Annotated in this window: 18 protein-coding genes; 8 read left to right on the top strand and 10 right to left on the bottom strand. The window is 66.5% G+C overall.

The window, feature by feature from the left end; all coding sequences use genetic code 11:
• Positions 1-58 precede the first annotated feature (58 nt).
• On the top strand, positions 59-1,024 hold the full coding sequence (locus tag NLR35_RS23045) for a right-handed parallel beta-helix repeat-containing protein (protein ID WP_257168818.1): 966 nt from the start codon (positions 59-61) through the stop codon (positions 1,022-1,024).
• A gap of 117 nt (positions 1,025-1,141) precedes the next feature.
• Here the strand turns inward: NLR35_RS23045 and NLR35_RS23040 are convergent, their stop codons facing one another.
• Complete coding sequence (locus NLR35_RS23040; RefSeq protein WP_257168817.1) at positions 1,142-1,786, bottom strand: glutathione S-transferase family protein; 645 nt, start codon at positions 1,784-1,786, stop codon at positions 1,142-1,144.
• Between the two features lie 88 nt (positions 1,787-1,874).
• On the opposite strand from NLR35_RS23040, the gene NLR35_RS23035 reads away from it, so the two are divergent.
• Positions 1,875-2,855, top strand: a complete 981-nt coding sequence (locus NLR35_RS23035; protein ID WP_257168816.1) for a YafY family protein — start codon at positions 1,875-1,877, stop codon at positions 2,853-2,855.
• Between the two features lie 177 nt (positions 2,856-3,032).
• Here the strand turns inward: NLR35_RS23035 and NLR35_RS23030 are convergent, their stop codons facing one another.
• The 4 genes from NLR35_RS23030 to NLR35_RS23015 form a co-directional block, all read right to left on the bottom strand.
• Positions 3,033-3,530: a TPM domain-containing protein gene (locus tag NLR35_RS23030; protein WP_257168815.1), complete on the bottom strand. Its 498-nt coding sequence runs from the start codon at positions 3,528-3,530 to the stop codon at positions 3,033-3,035.
• An 11-nt stretch (positions 3,531-3,541) separates the two neighbouring features.
• Positions 3,542-4,438 (bottom strand): YgcG family protein, encoded by an 897-nt coding sequence (locus NLR35_RS23025; RefSeq protein WP_257168814.1) that lies wholly within the window; start codon positions 4,436-4,438, stop codon positions 3,542-3,544.
• Positions 4,439-4,453: 15 nt separating this feature from the next.
• Complete coding sequence (locus tag NLR35_RS23020; protein WP_015664673.1) at positions 4,454-5,065, bottom strand: LemA family protein; 612 nt, start codon at positions 5,063-5,065, stop codon at positions 4,454-4,456.
• Between the two features lie 161 nt (positions 5,066-5,226).
• A complete protein-coding gene (locus NLR35_RS23015) occupies positions 5,227-5,496 on the bottom strand; it encodes a hypothetical protein (RefSeq protein ID WP_306577698.1) in 270 nt (89 codons plus the stop codon).
• Positions 5,497-5,704: 208 nt separating this feature from the next.
• Between NLR35_RS23015 and NLR35_RS23010 the strand changes: the two genes are divergently transcribed.
• Together NLR35_RS23010 and NLR35_RS23005 are read left to right on the top strand one after the other, a co-directional pair.
• On the top strand, positions 5,705-6,412 hold the full coding sequence (locus NLR35_RS23010; RefSeq protein ID WP_257168812.1) for a response regulator: 708 nt from the start codon (positions 5,705-5,707) through the stop codon (positions 6,410-6,412).
• Positions 6,413-6,415: 3 nt separating this feature from the next.
• Positions 6,416-7,768 (top strand): ATP-binding protein, encoded by a 1,353-nt coding sequence (locus NLR35_RS23005; RefSeq protein ID WP_257168811.1) that lies wholly within the window; start codon positions 6,416-6,418, stop codon positions 7,766-7,768.
• 322 nt (positions 7,769-8,090) lie between these two features.
• On the opposite strand, the gene NLR35_RS23000 is transcribed toward NLR35_RS23005, so the two are convergent.
• The 3 genes from NLR35_RS23000 to NLR35_RS22990 are packed head-to-tail and all read right to left on the bottom strand — an operon-like array spanning position 8,091 to position 10,803.
• The gene (locus tag NLR35_RS23000; RefSeq protein ID WP_257168810.1) at positions 8,091-9,104 is read right to left on the bottom strand and encodes an ABC transporter substrate-binding protein; all 1,014 of its coding nucleotides are present in this window, start codon (positions 9,102-9,104) and stop codon (positions 8,091-8,093) included.
• Positions 9,105-9,139: 35 nt separating this feature from the next.
• Complete coding sequence (locus tag NLR35_RS22995; protein ID WP_257168809.1) at positions 9,140-10,006, bottom strand: ABC transporter permease; 867 nt, start codon at positions 10,004-10,006, stop codon at positions 9,140-9,142.
• 17 nt (positions 10,007-10,023) lie between these two features.
• The gene (locus tag NLR35_RS22990; RefSeq protein ID WP_257168808.1) at positions 10,024-10,803 is read right to left on the bottom strand and encodes an ABC transporter ATP-binding protein; all 780 of its coding nucleotides are present in this window, start codon (positions 10,801-10,803) and stop codon (positions 10,024-10,026) included.
• A gap of 120 nt (positions 10,804-10,923) precedes the next feature.
• Here NLR35_RS22990 and NLR35_RS22985 point away from each other — a divergent pair, with 120 nt between their 5' ends.
• Both NLR35_RS22985 and NLR35_RS22980 read left to right on the top strand, forming a co-directional pair.
• Entirely contained in the window at positions 10,924-11,589 is a 666-nt protein-coding gene (locus NLR35_RS22985) for a response regulator transcription factor (RefSeq protein WP_257168807.1), read from the top strand.
• On the top strand, positions 11,564-12,967 hold the full coding sequence (locus NLR35_RS22980) for a sensor histidine kinase (RefSeq protein ID WP_257168806.1): 1,404 nt from the start codon (positions 11,564-11,566) through the stop codon (positions 12,965-12,967). The genes NLR35_RS22985 and NLR35_RS22980 overlap by 26 nt, the downstream gene beginning before the upstream one ends.
• A gap of 140 nt (positions 12,968-13,107) precedes the next feature.
• On the opposite strand, the gene NLR35_RS22975 is transcribed toward NLR35_RS22980, so the two are convergent.
• Together NLR35_RS22975 and NLR35_RS22970 are read right to left on the bottom strand one after the other, a co-directional pair.
• Positions 13,108-15,441, bottom strand: a complete 2,334-nt coding sequence (locus NLR35_RS22975; RefSeq protein ID WP_257168805.1) for a xanthine dehydrogenase family protein molybdopterin-binding subunit — start codon at positions 15,439-15,441, stop codon at positions 13,108-13,110.
• 226 nt (positions 15,442-15,667) lie between these two features.
• Positions 15,668-16,543 carry a dihydrodipicolinate synthase family protein gene (locus NLR35_RS22970; RefSeq protein WP_257168804.1) on the bottom strand — a complete coding sequence of 292 codons (876 nt, stop codon included), beginning with the start codon at positions 16,541-16,543 and terminating at the stop codon, positions 15,668-15,670.
• Between NLR35_RS22970 and NLR35_RS22965 the strand changes: the two genes are divergently transcribed.
• Both NLR35_RS22965 and NLR35_RS22960 read left to right on the top strand, forming a co-directional pair.
• Positions 16,529-16,900, top strand: a complete 372-nt coding sequence (locus NLR35_RS22965; protein ID WP_257168803.1) for a hypothetical protein — start codon at positions 16,529-16,531, stop codon at positions 16,898-16,900. The two genes, NLR35_RS22970 and NLR35_RS22965, sit on opposite strands and share 15 nt — an antisense overlap.
• A 54-nt stretch (positions 16,901-16,954) precedes the next feature.
• Positions 16,955-18,019, top strand: coding sequence for a J domain-containing protein (locus NLR35_RS22960; RefSeq protein ID WP_257168802.1), 1,065 nt, complete (start codon positions 16,955-16,957; stop codon positions 18,017-18,019).
• Positions 18,020-18,118 lie beyond the last annotated feature (99 nt).

Here is an 18,118-nt window from a genome sequence, read left to right as displayed (position 1 = left end):
AAATACAAATACCAAATACGGTGCCCCGAAATAGCCGTCACCGAAATAGTCGCGAACTGTGCGGTCTTCCTTCGAAATTTTCGATGAACGCTCTGGTTGCTTTCTTAGACTAATACCCTGCGGTGGACTATTTTTCATTTCCACATTCCCAGGGGGAGCCCTCATGCGAAAGCTCATTTCTTCGTTCGGATTTTTGTGCGCCGCACTTTTGATCCTCGCCTCGCCGGCGGCGCACGCCCAGGCCACGCGGACGTGGGTGTCCGGCGTCGGTGACGACGTCAACCCGTGCAGCCGCACGGCGCCCTGCAAGACCTTCGCCGGCGCGATCTCGAAGACCGCTGCCGGCGGCGAAATTGACGTGATCGATCCCGGCGGCTACGGCGCGGTGACGATCACCAAGTCGATCACGATCGATGGCGGGGGGACCATGGCCTCAATCCTGGCGTCGGGGACAAACGGCATCAACGTGAATGCCGGCGCATCCGACGTCATCATCCTACGCAACCTCAGCATCAACGGCGCCGGCACGACCCTCGGTCTCAATGGCGTCAATATGCTGGCCGGCCGAAAACTCATCGTCGAGAACTGCACGATCGAGAACTTCTCGCAAAGCGCTATTTCGATCGCGCCGAGCGGGGCTGCGCAGGTGGTGATCTCGGCCTCGACGCTCAAGGCATCCGCGTTCGGTGTCACGGTGACGACAGCGAATGCGAGCAGCCCCGTCAGCGTGATGGTGACGAAAACCCTGACCAATCTGAACAGCAATGCCGGGATATCGGCCACGGTGCCCGCTGGAAAGCCAGGAATGGGCGTCTTTCTCGACCAGATCGTCTCCGAGTTCAACAGCAGCGGCGTTCTGGCAAGCGGCAGCGGCGCCATCGTGACGTTGGGAAATTCCGTCATCCAGGGCAATTCCAACGGCGTCGTCCAGACCGGCGGCGGCTCCGTCTCGTCCTTCAAGAACAACGCGATCAGCAACAACGGCGTCGACGGCACGCCGCTCACGGGGATCAGCCTGAACTAGCGACGCCGCCGCGGGAAGCCCGACATTTGTAGTCCCGCGGCAAGCGGACGAAGTGTCATCACATCGGCGAGGTCCCGTTGCCGGCGGGACCTCGCTGGATTGCGTTGATGCTGGCGCTCAGACGCCGGCAGCGGCCGCGTGCTGCGCTGCCATCTCCACATCCGCGGCGGTGACGCGCTGGAACGCCGGACGTGACGTGACGCGCTCGGCGTAGCGTACGAACACCTCCTTGCGCGGCACCACGCCGAACATCATGGTCCAGTTGAAGGCGACGCCCCACAGCACGTCGGCGGCAGTCATCCGCTCGCCGAGCAGATACGGCCCCTTCGCGAGTTGCTGCTCCAGCGCACCCAGCATGGTGTCGTAGTCGGCATACGGCGACTGCGTCACCGGGGCCGGCTCGCGCTTCATGAAATGGTCGATCACGGCCGGCTCGAACGACGAGCCGTAATAGGCGATCCAGCGCAGATACGGTCCGCGCAGGGGATCGTCCAGCGCCGGCGTCAGGCCGGCCTGCGGGAACAGATCGGCGAGATAGATGAAGATCGCGACCTGCTCGGTGACGATCTCTCCGCGATGGCCGACCGTCGGCACCTTGCCGAGCGGATTGATCGCCAGGAATTCCGGCTTGCGCTGCTCGCCCGCCTTCATGTTGAGGACATGCAGATCATAGGGCGCGCCGAGTTCCTCGAGCAAGACGCGGGCGCCGGCGGCGCGGGTCTGCGGGGAATAATACAGGGTGATGGTGTCGTCGGCGGTCATGATGGCTCCTCCCATTGCCGGCTTTCGATAGCCCAGCTTGTCGCACGGCATACCTGACAGTCCATGTCAGGTATGGTTTAAGAGCGGCATGCGCGCGAGCCGGCTGCTCTCCATCCTCACGACGTTGCAGGCCAAGGGACAGGTCACGGCCCCCGAGCTTGCGGAGGCCTGCGAGGTGTCGGTGCGCACGATCTATCGCGACATCGATGCGCTCTCGGCCGCGGGCATCCCCGTCTATGCCGAGCGCGGCGCCGAAGGCGGGTTCCGCCTGCTCGACGGCTATCGCGTGCGGCTGAACGGGCTGTCGCCGGCGGAGACGGATGCACTGTTCATGGCGGGGTTGCCCGGCCCGGCCGCGGCGCTCGGCCTCGACGATGCGATGAGCGCGGCGCAGACCAAGCTGGTGGCGGCGCTGCCGCAGAATTCGCGCGCCACTGCCGGACGGATGCAGGCGCGCTTCCATCTCGACGCACCCGGCTGGTTCGGCGAGTCCGAGGAGCCGCCGCATCTGCGGGCCATCGCGGACGCGCTGCTGCGCGAGGTCATGGTTGACATCCGCTATCAGACCTGGCGCGCCGAGAAGCGCCGCCGCGTCGCCCCGCTCGGCCTCGTGCTCAAGGGCGGCAGCTGGTATCTCGCGGGAGGCGTCGAACGCAGCGTACGCACCTATCGCGTCGCGCGCATCCACGATTGCACGGTGACGGCCGAGAGTTTTACGCGGCCCGCGGATTTCGACCTCGCCGCCTACTGGCGGGCCGCGACCGAGCGGCTCGAAGCGGAGATGCATCCGAATGCGGCGACGGTGCGCCTGTCACCGCTCGGCGTGAAGCTGCTGGAGGTGTGGAGCCAGCCTTACGTGCGCGCCCGCACGCGCCTCGCTGACGAGGCAGACGCCGATGGTTGGCGCATCGCGACGATCCCGACCGGAACGACGCTGTGGCATGCCGCCGGCGAGCTGCTGCGGTTCGGCCCGGAAGCCGAAGTGCTCGACCCGCCCGAGCTGCGCGCGAAGATGGCCGAGCTGGCGCGAGACATGGTGAAGCGCTACGGCGCAGCTGCGACGGTGTGAGTTGCAAACACCCGCTCCATCCGCGTCATTGCGAGCGTAGCGAAGTAATCCAGGGTGGCGGGCGGGACTCTGGATTGCTTCGCTGCGCTCGCAATGACGGGGTGAGAGCGGTGTGCGCTCTTGTCCACTCGGGGTGAGCGCGACTGGCCGGAGTGAGTGCGACGCGCGCGATTCGAGCTACATCACCACCGGTGCGTCGGGCAGCTCGTTCGTCTCGCCGGCATGCGGCGGATAATGCTTGGCGAGCTCGCGTGATACCGCCGCGATACCCTGCATCACGCCCGGCTCGAAGCGTCCCTGCCGAAACTCCGCCTCCATCGCCCGGCAGATCGTCTCCCACCCTTCGGCGCCGACGCGGTCATGGATGCCGCGGTCGGCGATGATCTCGACGTCGCGATCGGCGAGCAGGAGATAGATCAGGACGCCGTTGTTATCGGCGGTGTCCCAGATGCGCAGCTGCGCGAACACATCGAGCGCGCGCTCACGCGGCGGCTGGTTGCGCCACAGTGGGCGGCCGTCGAGCGCGCCTTCGACGACGAAGCGCACCTGCCCCGCATGCGTGCGCTCGCCGGCCTTGATGGCCTGTTCGATGCGCGCCAGCACCTCCGGCGTGAAGATGCGCTTCAGCTGCCAGTGATGGTGCAGAAGGTGCCGGCTGATCCGTGTGATGCTCATATTCGTCCGCCTCACCAGCTGCCCGAGGCGCCGCCGCCGCCAAAACTGCCGCCGCCGCCGGAGAAGCTGCCGCTGTCGCTCGAGCTGCCGCTGCTCCAGCCTGATGACGACGATCCACCCGACCAGCCGCCACGGCGACCGCTGCCGGGTCCGGACATCGACGCAAAGCTGTCGGCGATGAAGGCGATGACGAAGCCGGCGATCGCCGACAGCGCGGCCAACCCTGCCGATCCCACCATCAGCCAGGCGATCGCGCCCATCGCGCCGCCGGTGGCGAGCGATCCCAGGAGACGGCCGAGCAAGGTGCGCAGGATGCCGCCGATCACCAGCGCTCCGAACAGCGCGACCGGCGCGAACGAGGTGAGGGAATCGAAATCGACGTCGCCATGCGACGCCTGCGGCTGCGGCACCGGCAACGGCTCGCCATTGATGACGCCGATGATCCGGTCGACGCCGGCATCGATGCCGCCGGCGAAATCACCGTTGCGGAATTTCGGCGTGATGACCTCGTCGATGATGCGGCGCGCGGTGACGTCTGTCAGGCTGCCTTCGAGGCCGTAGCCGACCTCGATGCGCAGCTTGCGGTCGCCCTTCGCGATCACCAGCAGCGCGCCGTCGTCGACCTTCTTGCGGCCGATCTTCCAGGCTTCCGCGACGCGGATCGAAAACTGCTCGATCGTCTCCGGCTGCGTGGTCGGCACGATCAGCACCGCGACCTGGCTGCCCTTGCGGGTTTCCAGATCCTTCAGCTTCTGCGTCAGGCTGGCGATATCGGATGACGACAGCGTCCCGGTCTGGTCGACGACGCGGCCGGTGAGCTGCGGCACCGCGACGTCGGCCCACGCCAGCGTGGCGAGGCAGACAAACAGTGTCGCAAGCAGCGCCTTGACGGCCGACAGCGCGCGCACGAGCGGAGGCTCCGGTTATTTGGACGGAGCGGGCGCTGGCGCGTTGAAGTCGACCTTGGGCGCGACCGAGATCTCGCGCTCGTTCTCGACGGTGAAGTTGGCCTTCTCCTTGTAGCCGAACATCATGGCCGTCAGGTTGTTCGGGAAGGTGCGGATGCCGACGTTATATTCCTGCACCGACTTGATATAGCGGTTGCGCGCCACGGTGATGCGGTTCTCGGTGCCTTCGAGCTGGGACATCAGGTCGCGGAACAGCGCATCCGATTTCAGCTGCGGATAGTTCTCGGTGACGACCAGGAGACGCGACAGCGCACCGGTCAGCTCGCTCTGCGCCGCCTGGAACTTCTGCAGCGCCGCGGGATCGTTCACCACATCCGGGGTCGCCTGGACGCTGCCGACCTTGGCGCGGGCGTTGGTGACGCCGAGCAGCACGTCCTTCTCCTGCTGCGCAAAGCCCTTCACGCTGTTGACGAGGTTGGGCACAAGATCGGCGCGGCGCTGATACTGGTTGACCACCTCGGACCAGGCCGCCTTGACCTGCTCGTCATTGGTCTGGATGGCGTTGTAGCCGCAATTGGTCAGGCTCAAGGTCATGAGCGCCGCCAGCACGGTCAGCAATCTCCGCATCGCAATCTCCCCCATCAGCGGCCGGCCGCGCGGGGAACTCGGTCCGCGCGGCGTGGCCTTCATAGGGTCAGATAGGCGACATCGCGGCAAATTGAAAGGCTGCGAGGGATGGCGGCGGCGCCTGCAAGCGCGATGCAATCGCCTGCCCCGTCTCGCTCGCCTCAGCGCGTGTAGGTGCTGCTGCGGCTGACGGTGCCGCCATACGGACCGGTGGTCGTTCCGGTGTGGGTGCAGGTGCCGCCGGCGCAGCTCGTCTGGCCACTGTTGGTGACGACGCCGCCGCGCGGGCCGGTATAGGTGCCGCCATGGCTGCGGCTGCAGCTGCCGCCGGCACAGCCGCCCGAGGCGGAGGTCGACCACGTGCCGCCGCGCGGACCCATGCCGCCGCCGCTGCGCGTCCAGGCGTTTGCGCCCGAGGTGCCAAGAGCCATCACCATGGCGCCGATCGCGGCGGCCGCAAATGAGGTCCGAACTGAAAGCATCTGTCTCTCCTGTTACATCACCAGCGCCTGACGGCGTGAACAGAGCCTCGCTCATGAAGTTTGCGGGCCGTTTGCAGGAGAACGCAGCCATGTAACGTTTTGTAACGGTGTCCGGGCCCGGGTTGCCCGGCGCGGCCGGGTGTTCTTAAACCATTGCATGGACACCCGCCCCCATCTCCTGGTCATCGAGGACGACATCGAGATCCGCAGCCTGCTGCGCGATCATCTCGCGCGCGAGGGCTTTCGCGTCGATGTCGGCGACGGCGGCGCGGCGCTCGACCGCTTTCGCAACACCTTCGGTGATCCCGATCTGGTCGTGCTCGACATCATGCTGCCGGGCGAGGATGGGCTGTCGATCTGTCGCCGGCTGCGCGCGGCCTCGCGGGTGCCGATCCTGATGCTGACCGCGAAGGGCGACGAGATCGACCGTATCGTCGGGCTCGAGATGGGCGCCGACGATTATCTGCCGAAGCCGTTCAGTCCGCGCGAGCTGGTGGCTCGCATCCGGGCCATCCTGCGCCGCGCCGAGCCGGCGCCGCTGGAGAACCGCCGCTTTCTCGTCAATGCGAGCCTCACGGTCGATCTCGACAAGCGCGAGATCGCGCATACGCAGGACGGCCCGCTGCCGCTCACCAGCGCGGAGTTCGAGCTGCTCGGCTGTTTCCTGGTCAGGCCCAACCGCGTGCTGTCGCGCGAGCAGCTGATGGATTGGACACGCGGGCGGCAGGCCGATCCGCTCGACCGCACCATCGACGTGCAGGTAAGCCGGCTGCGCAAGAAGCTCGAGCGCGACGGCGAGGACGAGCTGATCAAGACCGTGCGCAGCGCCGGCTACATCTTCACCGGCGCGGTCAAGGAGCTCTGAGCCGTGCTCGGGCGCCTCGGCTTCGCCGGCCGGCTGATGGCCATCGTGCTGTTCGCGCTGGTCGCGCTGTGGGCGGTCGGGCTCGGCTGGCTGTTCCTCAGCGAATCGCGCGAGGAGATTCTCAGGCGCCTGTTTCCGGTTCCCGAGCAGGTCAGCGCCATCGTCGAGCTGATCGAGAGCGCCGGACCGGCCGAACGTCCGCTGATCCTGAAGGCGGTCAGCAGCGCGCGGCTTCGCGTCACCGTGACCCAGGAGCGCCCGGAGCCGTCCGCCGAGACCATGCGCCGGCCGATCGCCGAGCAGTTTCTCACCTTGTATCTGCAATCGTTGCAGCCGCGCGACGTGATCGTGCTGCGGTCTCGCAACGGCCTGCCGCGCTGGCGCGACTGGCACATCGGCGATTTCTGGCGCAACGCCAACCGAACGGTGCGCTTTGCCGTGTCGCTGCGCGACCGCGACTACGTCGTGTTCGAAGCCAGCGGCGCCGCGGGTCCGCGCCTGTTCGGGCTGCCGCCGGGGTTCGGCGTCGGGCTTCTCGGCGCGCTGATCGGCATGGCCGCTGTCATCGCGATCGCCCGCGAGGCGCGGCCGCTGCGCCAGCTCAGCCGGTCGGTGGCGCAATTCAGCAGCGATGCCACCGTCGCGCATGTGACACCGGCCGGCGCGCCGGAGATCCGCAAGCTGATAGCGGCCGTGAACGACATGCAGACCCGCATCTCCGAGCTGGTGCGCGGCCGCACCCTGCTGCTCGGCGCGGTGTCGCATGATCTCAAGACCTACATCACCCGGCTGCGCCTGCGCATCGAGCGCCTGCCCGAAGAGGAGCAGCGCGACAAGGCGGCCGGCGATCTCGATGAAATGACGCGGTTGCTCGAGGACGCGCTGGCGGTGTCGCGCGGCGGCTTCGCGGCGGTCCAACGCCGGCCGGTCGATCTCGTGGCGATGCTGACGGAGATCGTGGACGACCGGCGCCAGGGCGGCGCCGACATCAGCGCAGAACTCGGCCGCGCGCCGCTGACCGTTCTCGGCGAGCCGACCGCGCTGCGGCGCCTGTTCATCAATCTGATCGAGAATGCGCTGCGCTTCGCGCCCCGCTGCAAGGTGCGCATGCTGCCGGACAAGGGCGTCGTGATGGCCATCGACGACGACGGCCCCGGCATTCCGCCGGACGCCCGCAACGCCGTGTTCGAGCCGTTCTTCCGCTTGGAGAACTCCCGCAGCCGCAGCACCGGCGGCAGCGGCCTCGGCCTCGCCATCGTCAAGCAGATCGCCGACGCGCATGGGGCGAGCCTTGATCTATCAACCTCACCGGAAGGCGGCCTCCGGGTGCGGATTGCCTTTCCACCGGCCGGCTGACGGAACAGTCGAATCTATCACTGAGCCGATCTCTGGCGGCACGGATGCTTCAACCTCTCCCCGCCCTTCTGCGGGGAGAGGTCGGATTGCGCAGCAATCCGGGTGAGGGGCATGGCACGCACGGCGCTCAGATGATGGTCCATCGGACGGGCACGATGAGGGCGCACCGATGAAGGCGTCCTAACTAATTAGATTGCGGAAAAACGCGGTTTAGCTCATTGCGCAACAGCTGCACCACCCGTGCCGCTGCCCCTCACCCCGACCCTCTCCCCGTGAAGAACGGGGAGAGGGAGCGTACCGTGCGTGCGGTTATCCCAGACGCTCAGCTGCCCTTCCTGTCACGCAGCTGGGTCACGAACATGTCCTGCCAGTTGGCCGGCTTGACCTTGATCGAGCCGACGCCGTGCATGAACTCGGCGATCTTGAGCACGCCCTCGGGCGTCGCGGAGAACCAGGTGTCCTTGTCCTGCAGCATCTCCAGCACCTCCTCCTTGGTGGTCTTCACCTTGGCGGTGCGGGCGTAGATCTCGGCGGCGGCGGCCTTGTCGTTGGCGATCAGGGTGCAGGCTTCGTCGAGCGCATCGAGGAAGGCCTGCACGACCTTCGGGTTGGCGTCGACGAAGCGCTTCGGCGCGAACACCACGTCCATGGTGAGGCGGCCGAGCACATCGGCGGAATTGGCCACACGGTGGATCTTGGAATCCTTCAGTTCGATGTAGGAGAACGGCGGCGAGGTGAAATGCGCCGTGATCTCGGTCTTGCCCGAGATCAGCGCGGCCACCGCTTCCGGATGCGGCAGGCCGACCGTCATCGGATCGAGCTTGGCGTAGTTCTCCTTGCCGAACTCATGCGCCGCCATCATCTGCAGCATCACCGCCGACAGCGAGGTCTTGATGCCCGGCAGCGCGATCTTGTCGCTCGGCTTGAAATCCTTCAGCGACTTGATCTCGGGGTTGTTGCTGTTCATCCACAGCGAGGTCGAGCTGAGACCGCTGACGCCAACGACCTCGACCGCCGGGATGCCCTTGGCCTTGGCCCACAGCGTGATGAAGCCGGGCGCGCCGGTGCCGGCGATGTCGAGCGAGCCGGCCATCATGGCGTCGTTGATGATGTTGCCGCCGTCGAGCAGCTGCCAGCTCACCTTGAACGGACCGAGTCCCGCCTTCTCGGCCTGCTTCTCCATCAGCTTCTGATCCTCCATCACGATCAGCGGCAGATAGAGGATGCCGTAGCCCTTGGAGAGACGGATCTCCTTGACCTCGGCCTGCGCGGCGGTGGCGCCGAGCAGCGTGGCAAGGCCGAATACGGCGGCCGTGAATGATTTGCTCCAGGACATTGTCGTCTCCCTTGTTGTTTTGCTTATACCTGAATTCAGTGCTGCATGCCCCAGCGCCGCACCGTCTTGCGCTCGATGGTGGCAAACACGACGTTCTCGATCACGAGGCCGATGATGATGACCGTGAACAGGCCGGCGAACACGTTCGCGGTCTCCAGCTGGTTGCGGTTCTCGAAGATGAACCAGCCGAGGCCGCCCGAGCCGGAGGACACGCCGAACACCAGCTCGGCCGCGATCAGGGTGCGCCAGGCGAAGGCCCAGCCGACCTTGAGGCCGGTGAGGATCGCCGGAAAGGCGGCGGGGATCAGGATGAAGCGGACCAGCTTCAGCCCGCGCAGGCCGTAATTGAGGCCGACCATGCGCAGCGTATTCGACACCGAGCGGAAGCCGGAATGGGTGTTGAGCGCGATCGCCCACAGCACCGAATGCACCAGCACGAAGATGATGCTGCCCTTGCCGAGGCCGAACCAGATCAGCGCCAGCGGCAGCAGCGCGATCGCCGGCAGCGGATTGAACATCGAGGTCAGCGCCTCCAGGAGATCAGCGCCGATCCGCGAGCCGATCGCGACCGTGGTCAGCACGGCGGCGAGCGCGATGCCGACGCCGTAGCCGATCAGCAGCGTCTCCAGCGACACCAGCGTGCGCGCCGGGATCACGCCATTGGCGATGTTCTCGAAGAAGGCCGACAGCGTGTCGGTGAAGGTCGGAAACAGCAGGGGATTGGCCAGCCACAATCCATACGCCTGCCACAGCGCGGCCAGCGCGACCAGGATGATGGCCTTGCGCACCGCACCGAAGCGGTAGATGCGTTCCAGCCAGGACAGGCTCGCCTCGACCTTGACGTCGCCGAGAGGAGTTTCCGCGTTGACGATTTCGGGGCGCAGCGTCAGCGTCTCGCTCATGATCTCTCTCCCGTCCCTCAGTGATGGCCGAACAGCATGTCGTTGATGCGTCCTTCGAGCGCGACCTGCTCGGGCGAGCCCATCGTACCCGGCGGCACGCTGTTCAGCTCGGCGCGGACGCGGCCGGGATGCGGCGACAGCAGCAGGATGCGCGAGCCGATCTTGATCGCCTCCTCGATCGAATGCGTCACGAACAGCACGGTGAAGCGCGTGTCCTGCCACAGTTGCAGCAGCTCGTCCTGCATCTTGCGCCGGGTCAGCGCGTCGAGCGCGGCGAATGGTTCATCCATCAGCAGCACGTCCGGCTCCATCGCCATGCCCCTGGCGATCGCGACGCGCTGCTTCATGCCGCCGGACAGCATGTGCGGATAGGAATCGATGAACTTGGTCAGGCCGACCTTGTCGATGTAGGACTTGGCGCGCTCGTTGGCCTCGGCCGCGCTCAGCCGGCCGCTCGCCGTCAGCGCGAACACGACGTTCTCGCGCACCGTCTTCCACGGCAGCAGCTGGTCGAATTCCTGGAACACCATCATGCGGTCCGGGCCGGGCTCGGTGACCTCGTGGCCCTTGAGGCGGATGCGGCCTTCGGTCGGCTTCAGATAGCCGCCGATCGCCTTGAGCAGGGTGGATTTGCCGCAGCCGGAGGGCCCGAGCAGTACGAATCGGTCGGAATCGAAGACCTTGAAATCGACGCGATAGGTCGCCGTCACCAAGGTGTCCGGCGTCTTGTATTGCAGCGTCACGCCCTCGACCGAGAGCAACGGATCAAACTGAGATGGCGTCTGATGGACGGTCATGCGTCCTCCCCTCCGTTATATTGCAGTGCGAAAATTCGCCTGGTGCACTTCGGCGCCCTTGTTCGAAGTGATAGAGGAGGAGACTGACGCGAACCTGACTCCGGGATTGAGACCAAGACCTTGCGCATCCTGCTGGTGGAAGACACGCCCGAGATCGGCTCCGCCGTGACCAGCCGGTTCGAGCGGATCGGCTACGCCGTCGACTGGGAGAAGGACGGCCGCACGGCGAGCGAGCTGATCGAGGTGCAGACCTATGACCTCATCGTGCTCGACGTGATGCTGCCGAACATGGACGGCTTCGCCGTGCTCAAGCACCTGCGCAAGCGCGGCCTGCGCACGCCGGTGCTGGTGCTGACCGCGCGCTCGGCGGTCGACGACCGCATCGGCGCGCTCGACCTCGGCGCCGACGACTACCTGATCAAGCCGTTCGACTATCGCGAGCTGGAGGCGCGCGCCCGCGCCCTGCTCCGCCGCGCGGCGGGACAATCCGACAATCTGCTGACGCTGGGGCCGCTGGTGATCGATCGCGCCGGGCGCACCGCGAGCGTCGCCGGCCAGCCGCTCGACCTGACGCGGCGCGAGCTGACCGTGCTGGAGATCCTGGCCGCCCGTCCCGGCCGCTACGTCGCCAAGGACGAACTCGTCGAGCAGCTGTTCAGCTTCGACCAGGACCCGAGCCCCAATGCCGTCGAGCAGTTCATCGCGCGTCTCAGGCGCAAGCTGGCGGCAACATCCGTCGAGATCAAGACCGAGCGCGGCCTTGGCTATCAGCTCCACGCTTCGTGACCTCAGGACCTCGCTGCGCGCGCGGCTCCTGATCGCCATCGGCGCGATCCTGGCCGTCGGCGCGGTCGTGCTCAGCCTCGCCGCCTGGCAGTACGCCGCGACGGCCGCGCGCGATGCCTATGACAAGCTGCTCGCTGGCGGCGCCGTGCAGGTCGCCGAGAACATCTACATGCAGGGCGGCGTGGTGACGCTCGATCCGCCGGCCGCCGCGTTCGCGACGTTGTCGGCCTATGACCTCGTGTTCTACCGCGTCACCGATCCGCGCGGCGTCGTCGTCGCCGGCTATGACGATCTCACGATCCAGGCTCCCAAGAGCAAGCTGCGCGAAGGCGTCGTGCTGCGCGACGGCGTCTATCGCGACCAGCCGGTGCGCATTGCCGCCGTGGCGCGCCGGCTCGACGGCGCGCCCGGCGACGGCTGGAGCGAGATCGTGCTGGCGCAGACCTTGCGCGCCCGTGACGCGCTGACCTGGGATCTCGCCTCAAAGGCGATCGGCCTGATCGCCGCGATGAGCCTGCTGGCGCTCGTCGCCACCGCGCTCTGCCTACGGCTGGTGTTCGCGCCGCTCACGCGGATCGAGGCCGAGATCGTGAAGCGCCGGCCGGATGATCTCAGCCCGATCGCGATCACGCCGCCGCGCGAGGTGCGCGCTTTGGTCGGCGCCATCGACGGCTTCATGCAGCGCCTCGCCGAACGCATCGCCCTGATGCAGCGCTTCATCGCCGACGCCACCCACCAACTGCGCACGCCGCTCGCGGCAATCGATGCCGAGGTCGAACTGCTGAGCGATCAGACCAGCGATCCCAAAGCGCTCGACCGGCTGCGCGGCCGCCTCGCCGACCTCGCCCGCCTCACCAGCCAGCTGCTCGACCACGCCATGATCCAGCACCGCGCCCAAGCGCCGCGGTTCGCGGCGGTGGATATCAATGCGCTGGCGAAATCGGTGCTGTCGCAGAGCGTGCCGTTGTCGCTGGATCGCGAAGTCTCCGTCAGCTTCGTGCCGTCGGAGAAGGAAGCGGTGATCGCCGCCGACTCCATCAGTCTGCGCGAGGCGCTCGCCAACCTGATCCACAATGCGCTGGCGCATGGGGCGCGGACGCGGCTGATGGTGCGGGTGGAGCGAACGGCTGAGCAGGTTGCGATCGTCGTCTGGGACGATGGGCCGGGGATCACGGCGGAAGCGCAGCAGCGCCTGCTGGCGCCATTCCAGAAGGGCGACGGCTCGCACGGCTCCGGCCTCGGTCTCGCGATTGCCGACGAGGTCGCCCAGGCCCATGGCGGTCGCTTACACTTCGACGGCAAGGCCGGCGATTTCAGCGCACGACTCGAGCTGCCGATCAGCGATGAAAGAGATGAATGCTCCGCTCTCTCCAGGTGAACAACACGTAGGAGTTGGACCCGAGCTACCACCCCGGTGCCGGTGCGCTCCCCTCCCCCTTGCGGGGAGGGGGGGAGCAGCGTGCTTGGGGTGAGGGCTCGGATCCGAACAGCGCCGACTAAGAGCACTGGACTTCGGACTTACGCCGCCGCCTTCTTCGCCTTCGCGTCCCGGATCGCGGCCCATACCTTCTCGGGCGTCAGCGGGGTCTGCAAATTGGTGATCCCGAGCTCGAACAGCGCGTCCATCACGCCGTTGGTCACGCAGGGCGGGCCGCCGATGGCGCCGGATTCGCCGCAGCCCTTGGCGCCCAGCGGGTTGGTCTTGCAGGGCGCGGAATCGTCGAGCGTGACCGTGATCGGCGGCACGTCGTCGGCGCGCGGGATGCAGTAGTCCTGGTAGGTGGCGGTCAGGAGCTGGCCGTCGGCATCGTAGGCGACGTTCTCGTACAGCGCCTGGCCGATGCCCTGGGCGACGCCGCCATGGATCTGGCCGGCGACCAGCATCGGATTGACCGCGACGCCGACGTCGTCGACCGTGGTGTAGCGCACCACGCGGCTGATGCCGGTGTCCGGATCGATCTCGACCTCACAGATATGCGTGCCGTTCGGCCAGCTCGGGCCGTCGACCTCGCCCTCGCTGTCGACCGACAGCTTGGCGCCCTGCTCCTTCTGCGCGATGTCGAACAGGCTGATGCGGCGGTCGGTGCCGACGACGGTGAGGACGCCGTCGCGATACTCGATGTCCTCGACCGCAGTCTCCAAGAGGTTCGACGCCTTCTCGCGCGCCTTGGTGATCAGGTCGTTCGACGACACCGCCACGGCCGTGCCGCCGACGAACAGCGAGCGCGAGCCGACGCTGCCGAAGCCGGTGGCGAGATCGGTGTCGCCCTGCACGACGTCGATCTTGTCGAGCGGGATGCCCAGCGACTCCGAGATCATCTGCGTGTAGGTGGTCTGCAGCCCCTGCCCCATCGCCATGGTGCCGGAATGCAGGATGACGCGGCCCTCGGACGTCGCATGCAGCGAGACCTTTTCGGTGTGGGCGCGACCGCCGGTCCATTCGATGTAGCTGGTGAGGCCGCGGCCGTAGAGCAGGCCGCGCTTCTTGGCCTCGCGCTTACGCGCATTGAAGCCATCCCAGTCGGCGAGCTTGGCCGCGCGCTCCAGCATGTGGGCGAAGGCGCCGGAATCATACACCTGGCCGACGGCGTTGGTGTAGGGCAGCTGCGCCGGCTTGATGTAGTTGGCTTTCCGGATGGTGCGCGGATCGATGCCGATCTGGCGCGCGGCGGTGTCGAACAGGCGCTCGACGATGAACACCGCTTCGGGACGTCCGGCGCCGCGATAGGCGCCGACCGGCGCGGTGTGCGTCATGACGGTCTTGATCTCGAAATGCACCAGCGGCAGATCATAGACGCCGGTCTGCACGAACGGGCCGAGCACCAGCGGGATGATGTTGGCCGCGCCCGACGAATAGGCGCCGGTGGCGCCGATCGAGCGCACGCGATAGGCCAGCACCTTGCCCTTGGCGTCGAGCGCGAACTCGGCGGTCGAGGTGAGGTCGCGGCCATGGGTGCCGCCGACGAACTCGTCGGTGCGCTCGGCGCGCCAGCGGATCTTCTTCGTCAGCTTGGTCGCGGCATAGGCGACGATGCCGTCCTCGGGATAGAGGTTGGTCTTCTGGCCGAAGCCACCGCCAATGTCGCCGACCAGCACGCGGATGCTCTCCTTCGGCCGCTTCAGCACGGCGTCGGCCAGCACGTCGCGGGTCGAGGCGGGCGTCTGCGACTGCACGTACAACAGCAGCCTGCCGGTCTTCTTCTCGATCTCGGCGATCGTCGAGCGCGGCTCCATCGCCGACGGCACCAGGCGCTGGCTGTTGATGTCGAGCGACACCTTGTGCGGGGCGCTGGCGAAGACGTCCTCGACCTTGGCGGCGTCGCCATAGCTCATCGCGGCGACGATATTGTCGGGCGCCTCGGCCCACACCACGGGCGCGCCGGGCTCGAGCGCCTTCACCGGATCGGTCACCGCCGGCAGCACCTCGTAGTCCACGACGATGGCTTCCGCCGCCTCCTGCGCGATCGTCCGCGACGTCGCGACCACAGCCGCGACGGCCTCGCCGGTGTAGCGGACGATTTCGTGTGCGAGCAGCCGACGCGGCGGCACCGTCATCGGCTTGCCGTCGGGGCGCTTGAAGATCGCCAGCGTCGGAATGGCACCGATGTCATCGGCAGCGAGATCCGCGCCGGTATAGATCGCCTGCACGCCGGCGATCTCACGCGCGGCGGTCGTGTCGATCGACAGGAGCTTGGCATGCGCATGCGGCGAGCGGAGGACATGGAGCCAGAGCGCGCCGTCGTCCGGCTTGTCGTCGATGAACTGCCCCTTCCCGGTCAGCAGCCGCTGATCCTCGAGCCGCTTGACCGGCTGGCCCGCACCGAACCGCATGTTGTTGGGAAGAATGTTCATTCGTCAGTCCTCAGGTGAATTCAAATGCAATTGCATGCTTTTTAGCGGATTGATGTTCCGCTGGCCAAGCCGAGATTGTGCTGGTGCGGCATACCACACTGTCATGCCCGGGCTTGCCCCGCCTGTGCGGCCATAGCCGCTTCGGCGCGGCGTAGCCCCAGGCATCCAGAACCCGCTTGCGCTTGGGATGGATGGCCGGGTCAAGCCCGGCCATGACGGTCCAGGTTCACCCCAGGCTGTGCAGCACGTCTGCGACGACCTTGCGCTGCTCTGGGGTCAGCGCGGCCTGCGGCGGGACGGGGTCGCCGACGTCGTAGCCCTGGATCGACAAGCCCGCCTTGATGCAGGCGGCGAGGTTGAAGCGGGCGAAGGCCTCGTTGACGCGCCACAGCTTCTTCTGCAGCGCGAGCGCATCGTCCCAGCACGATGCCTTGCACAGATTATACAGCTCGACGCTCTGGCGCGGGATGATGCAGGCAGGCCCTGCCATCCAGCCGTGTCCGCCGATCAGCATCACGGCGGCGGGAATGTGCGACGACGCCGCGAACACCTTGATGGCATCGCCGCAGCGATTGATGATCGACAGCAGGCGCCCGGTATTGGTGGAGGCATCCTTGATGTAGTTGATGCGCGGATGCTCGGCCAGCCGGGCGATCACGTCCAGCGAGAGGTCGGAGCGCTGGAACTGCGGGTTGGTGTAGATCACGACGGGAATGCCGACGGCATCGGCGATCGCGCGGAAATAGGCTTCCACGCCGGCATCGCTGACCGGGAAATACGCCTCGAGCACGGCCAGAATGCCGTCGGCGCCACGCTTCTCATAGGCCCTCGCCTGCGCCACGGCGTCGGCGATCGCCGTCGAGGCCACGCCGGCGATGACGGGAACACGGCCCTGCGCAGCATCGATGGTCGTCTCGACGACCGTCATGCGCTGGGCGCGATCGAGATAGGCGAACTCGCCGGTCGAGCCGAGCGGCGTCAGCCCATGCACGCCGGCATGGATCAGGTCGTCGCAGAGCCGCCCCAGCACGTCTGTGCGAATCGCGCCGTCGGCGCTGATGGGCGAGGCGAGATAGGGAAAGACACCATGAAAATCAGTCATCTGACCGGTATAGCGGCGCGGCGGCCGGCTCCGCAAGCAGGCGGCCTGATCGCCAGCGTCTCGGCCAACAAGACTGAGAGAAGGCCGGGCTGCTGGAGGGCCAAAGCTGGTTTGCCGATCGCCTCGTTAAACGGAGCTTCAAACTTTTTCTTCACCATACGGCAAGGCGAGGCAACGGGCGACGAGACACTCTCAATACAATCGAAGATTGCGTTGTTGGTCGTGAGTAAGGGCGGCAAAAATGGTTCCAAAGGCGGCAGAAATGGCTACGAACTTCGCCATTTTCAGTCATTTTTCCGCCGGATTGGCGCATCATCATGCCAAGTGGAAAGAGTTAGTTCGAGTGCTCCAGCGTAAATTCGCCGTAGGAATTTCGATCGGAGACGAGGGAAGTCTGCAGCGAGTGCGACCATGAAGACGCTTTACGATTTACTCGGAGCTCTTCCGGACGATGACGCTGAGGACATCCGGGCCGCCTTCCGCAAGGCTGTCAAAGAGAGTCATCCGGACATCAATCCCGGAGATCCGGACGCCGCGCTGCGGTTTCGCCAGATCATTCGCGCCAATGACATCCTCGGCGACAAGGAGCAGCGCACGGCCTATGACCGCCTGCTCGGCGCCGCGCAGGACGAGCATCGGCAGGATTCCAAGATCGCCGTCGCCGCCAAGGTGCACAAGGTGGCCTCCGGAGTGATGGCGCTGGCCGGCGCGTCCGCCGTGGCACTGACCGGCTATCTGCTGTTCACGCATATGTCGGCGGCATCCGTTGCGCCGCTCAAGCCGATCGTGGTCGCGACCAACAAGGTGAAGCCGACCGAGGTGCCTGCCAATCCGATCGAGAGCGCGTCCGCCGCGACGACGGTCGGCGAGGCGGCTCCGGCTGCCGCCGGCGACACGGCGGCCCCCGTCACGAAGGTCAATGCGGCAGCCGAGCCGCTGCCGCTGCGGGTCAGCAAGGTCGACGCGGTGTATTCGGCCGAGCAGGACGGTCCCGCCTGCGGGCAGGCTGCGCCGTGCCCATCGGAGGCTACGCAGCCCGGCGGCACGGTGTCCAACGAGGCCCGCACGCTTCATGATCGCGGCATGACTTCGTTCCAGAAGGGCGATCTCGCCGCCGCGCTCACCGATCTCGATGCGGCGATCCAGCTCGATCCGCGCTATCAGGAAGCCTATATCGACCGCGGCATCGTGTTCTATCGCATGCGCAAGTTCGATCGCGCCTTCGCCGATGTCGCCGCCGCCAAGCGGATCGACAAGACGAACCGGGCGGTGCTGGATGCGATGGCCAAGCGCCAGCCGCTGCGGCCTTTGAAGCTCGAGCCGCCCAAGGTCGAGGCCAAGATGGACGGCAAGATCGACGCCAAGATCGAGTCGAGACCAGAGGCGCCGAAAGTGGCCACCGCAGCCCCGCTGCCGGCGCGGCTGTCGACGGCGACTCCGGTCTACGCCACCAGCGATCCCAGCCGCGCGCCGTGAGCTGCTTGATGAGCGGCTCATCGGCGGCTCGTCAACGGTTCTTGCGCGATTGACGAAGATTTAAGGTAATCGCCAAGCTCCAATCGCGCGAATCGCCGG

Origin of the sequence: Bradyrhizobium sp. SRS-191, from assembly GCF_024586915.1 — a bacterium.
Classification (GTDB): domain Bacteria; phylum Pseudomonadota; class Alphaproteobacteria; order Rhizobiales; family Xanthobacteraceae; genus Bradyrhizobium.
This window is presented reverse-complemented; position numbering and strand designations above follow the sequence as displayed.